This is a genomic window from Streptomyces antioxidans (genome assembly GCF_000968685.2).
In the GTDB taxonomy this organism is placed as follows: domain Bacteria; phylum Actinomycetota; class Actinomycetes; order Streptomycetales; family Streptomycetaceae; genus Streptomyces; species Streptomyces antioxidans.
The window spans coordinates 1-4016 of the sequence record NZ_LAKD02000221.1; the positions used below are offsets into that span (position 1 = coordinate 1).

The window sequence follows — 4016 nt, forward strand, 5'->3', positions numbered from 1 at the left end:
CCGCCAGCCCGTCCACTTCCACCCCGCCATCACCCACATCGCACCCAAAACCAGCATCTTCCTCGAACTCGGCCCCGACCCCACCCTGGCCACCGCCACCCACCACACCCTCCACCACCACACCACCGAAGACCCCACCGACCAGAACAACCCCCCAACGCCACTGATCACCTCCGTCCTCACCCGCAAACAGCCCGAGCCACGGGCCCTCACCCACACCCTCGCCCAACTCCACACCCACGGCACCACCATCGACTGGACCAGCTGGTACCCCACCGACCCGGCCCCCCAAGTCGTCCCGTTGCCGACGTATGCCTTCCAGCACCAGCGCTTCTGGCTGGCCCCACCCGCCACCCGTACCCGCTTCGAGGCGGCGGCCGGGGACCCGGCCGAGGCGCAGCTCTGGCATGCCATCGAGGAGCTTGACGTCGACGCCCTCACCAGCACACTCCACCTGGACAAGAACAGCCCCGGCATCGACGCCCTGCTGCCCGCACTTCCCGTACTGTCGACCTGGCGACGGCAACACCGTGAACGCTCCACCATCGACTCCTGGCGCTACCGCGCCACATGGCAGCAGCTCCCCGACCCCGCCGCCCCGGCCCTGACGGGCGGCTGGCTGGTGGTCGTCCCTGCCGGGCAGGAGGAGCACACCACGGTCCGGGTCACCCTCCAGGCGTTGCGGGCGCACGGCGCCACGGGGCTCCCGTACGCGGTCGACGCTCAGCGCATCGATCGCGCGGCGTTCCGCGAACGCCTCGACCGGCTGGCCGAGGAGTCCCGGCCCGCCGGGGTCATCAGTCTGCTCGCCCTCGATCAGGCACCGCTCATCGGCCACTCCGCGGTGTCCGCCGGGCTCGGCGCCACCACCGCCCTCCTCCAGGCTCTCGATGAGTCCGCAATCGGCGCACCCCTGTGGTGCGTCACGCAGGGCGCCGTCGCCACCGGTCGGGGTGACCTCCTCCCCCACCCCCAGCAGTCGCAGCTCTGGGGGTTCGGCCGCGTGGCCGCGCTGGAGCATTCGCGGCGTTGGGGCGGGCTCATCGATCTGCCCGCCACCATGACCCACCACACCGCGGGTCGGCTGGCGGCCCTTCTCGTCCCCGGGCAGCCCGAGGACCAGGTCGCCATCCGCACCACCGGTACGTACGCACGCCGTCTCATCCGTGTGCCCGCCGCCGACACCGCCCCCGCCCCCTGGGAGCCCTCGGGCACCACGCTCATCACCGGAGGCACCGGCGGTCTCGGCGTCCAGGTCGCCCGCTGGCTGGCCCACCGGGGCGCACCCCGTCTCCACCTCGTCAGCCGTTCCGGGCCTGACGCGCCCGGCGCGTCCGAGCTCAGCGCGGAGCTCACCGCGCTGGGGACGGACGTCACCATCACCGCCTGCGATGTCGCCGACCACGCCGCGCTCCGGCGGCTCATCGACACCATCCCCGATGGACACCCCCTCACGGCGGTCGTCCACACCGCGGGCACGATGGAACTGGGGCGGATCGGCGAGCTGGACCCCGGGCGGTTGCAGCCCGTTCTGCGGTCCAAGGCCATGGCCGCCGCTCATCTGCACGACCTCACCCAGCACCTCGATCTCACGGCCTTCGTACTCTTCTCGTCGAACGCCGCCACATGGGGCAGCGGACAACAGGCCGCCTACGCCGCCGCGAACACCTATCTGGACGCGCTCGCCGAACACCGCCGGGCCAGGGGTCTGCCCGCCACCAGCCTCGCCTGGGGGCCGTGGGGCGAGGCGGGCATGGCGGCCGATCAGCGCACCCTCTCCCAGCTCAGGCGGCGGGGGCTCACCCCGCTCCCGACCGACCTCGCCATCGCGTCCCTGGAACACGCGCTGACATGTGACGACACCGCCGTCACGATCGCGGATGTCGACTGGGAGCGGTTCGGCCGTACGTTCACCGCGCAGCGGCCGAGTCCGCTCCTCACCCGTCTGACGCCATCGAGCGCGGTACCCGCCACGTCCACGGCCACCGCCGAGGACCATCCGCTGCGGCAGCAGCTCAGCGCGGCGCCCGCGGCTCGGCGCCACCAGATCCTGGTCCGCCATGTCCAGGCCCTGGCCGCGACGGTCCTCGGCCACCCCGGTCTGGACGCGGTTCCCCCTGGGCAGCCCTTCCAGGAGCTGGGCTTCGACTCCCTCACCGCGGTCGAGCTGCGCAATCGGCTCGCCACCACGACCGGCCTCGCGCTCGCTCCAGCCCTGGTCTTCGACCATCCGACACCGAACGCGCTCGCCACGTATCTCAGCGCCGAACTCACGGGGCAGAAGGTCTCCGTCACCACCCACGCGTCGCCCGTGGCCGCCGACGACGAGCCGATCGCGATCGTCGGCATGGCCTGCCGCTACCCGGGCGGTGTGCGCTCGCCGGAGGAGCTGTGGCAGCTGGTCGCCACGGGCCGGGACGCCATCGGGGAGATGCCCGCCGACCGCGACTGGAACCTGGACACCCTCTTCGATCCCGACCCCGAGCGCCTGGGCACCAGCTATGCGCGCGAGGGCGGTTTCCTCCACGACGCGGCCGGGTTCGACGCGGCGTTCTTCGGCATCAGCCCGCGCGAGGCTCTTGCCATGGACCCCCAGCAGCGGCTGCTCCTGGAAACCGCCTGGGAAACCTTCGAAAGCGCGGGCCTGGACCGGGACACACTGGCCGGGAGCAGCACCGGTGTCTTCGCGGGTGGCACTTACCAGGGCTACGGCGCCTCCGGAAACGCCTCGGCGCGGGAGGTCGAGGGGTATCTGCTCGCGGGCGGTACGCCGAGCGTCATGTCCGGCCGGGTGGCGTATGCGTTCGGCCTCGAAGGCCCGGCGGTCACGGTGGACACCGCGTGCTCGTCCTCACTGGTGGCCATGCATCTGGCCGCCCAGGCGCTGCGACAGGGCGAGTGCACGATGGCGCTGGCCGGTGGGGTGACGGTGATGGCCACGCCGACCACGTTCATCGAGTTCTCCCGCCAGCGCGGCCTGGCACCCGACGGGCGGTGCAAGCCGTTCGCCTCAGCGGCCGACGGCACCGGCTGGGGCGAGGGCGCCGGGCTTCTGCTGCTGGAACGTCTGTCGGACGCGCGGCGCAACGGCCACCGGGTACTAGCCGTGATCCGGGGCTCCGCCGTCAACCAGGACGGCACCAGCAACGGCCTGACCGCGCCCAACGGACCCTCGCAACAGCGGGTGATCGGCCAGGCGCTCGCCAACGCCCGGCTGTCGCCCGCGGACGTCGATGTAGTGGAAGGACACGGCACCGGGACCACGCTCGGCGATCCCATCGAGGCACAGGCGCTGCTGGCCACGTACGGGCAGGACAGGCCGGAGGATCAGCCGCTGTGGCTCGGCTCCATCAAGTCCAACATCGGCCACACCCAGGCCGCCGCCGGGGTGGCCGGGGTCATCAAGATGGTGATGGCGATGCGGTATGAGCTGCTGCCCGCCTCGCTGCACATCGACGCACCGACACCCCATGTGGACTGGCACGCGGGCGATGTCCGTCTGCTGACCGAGGCGCGGGAGTGGCCGCGAGGGGAGCGTCCACACCGGGCGGGTGTCTCGTCCTTCGGCATCAGCGGGACCAACGCGCATGTCATCGTGGAGCAGGCGCCCGGCGAGCCGGTGGCGGCTGCCGTGGCCATCGAGGCGGTACCGACGGGGCCAGTGGGCTCGGTGGAGTCGGTGGGTGGGCCGGTGCCGTGGGTGGTGTCGGCGCGCGGTACGGAGGCGCTACGGGGCCAGGCGCGGGCGCTGACCCAACGGGTGCACGCCGACCCCGGCGTGAGTGTCACCGAGGTGGGATGGTCCCTGCTGCACTCCAGAACGCTCTTCGACCACCGGGCCGTGATCATCGGCAACGACCGCGAGGAGCTGGTCGCGGGGCTGGAGGCACTGGCCGCCGGGAAACCACATCCGGGCCTGGTGCACCCCGGCACGGCCGCCGAGGCCACCGGCCAAACCGTGTTCCTCTTCAGCGGACAGGGAAGCCAACGCCCCGGCATGGGCGCCGAACTCTACG

General features: G+C 72.2%; 1 protein-coding gene. It reads left to right on the forward strand.

Going from position 1 to position 4016, the window contains the following annotated elements; all coding sequences use genetic code 11:
• Positions 1-4016: SDR family NAD(P)-dependent oxidoreductase (locus VT50_RS37830; RefSeq protein WP_206269553.1), on the forward strand; the 4016-nt coding region annotated here is incomplete at both ends.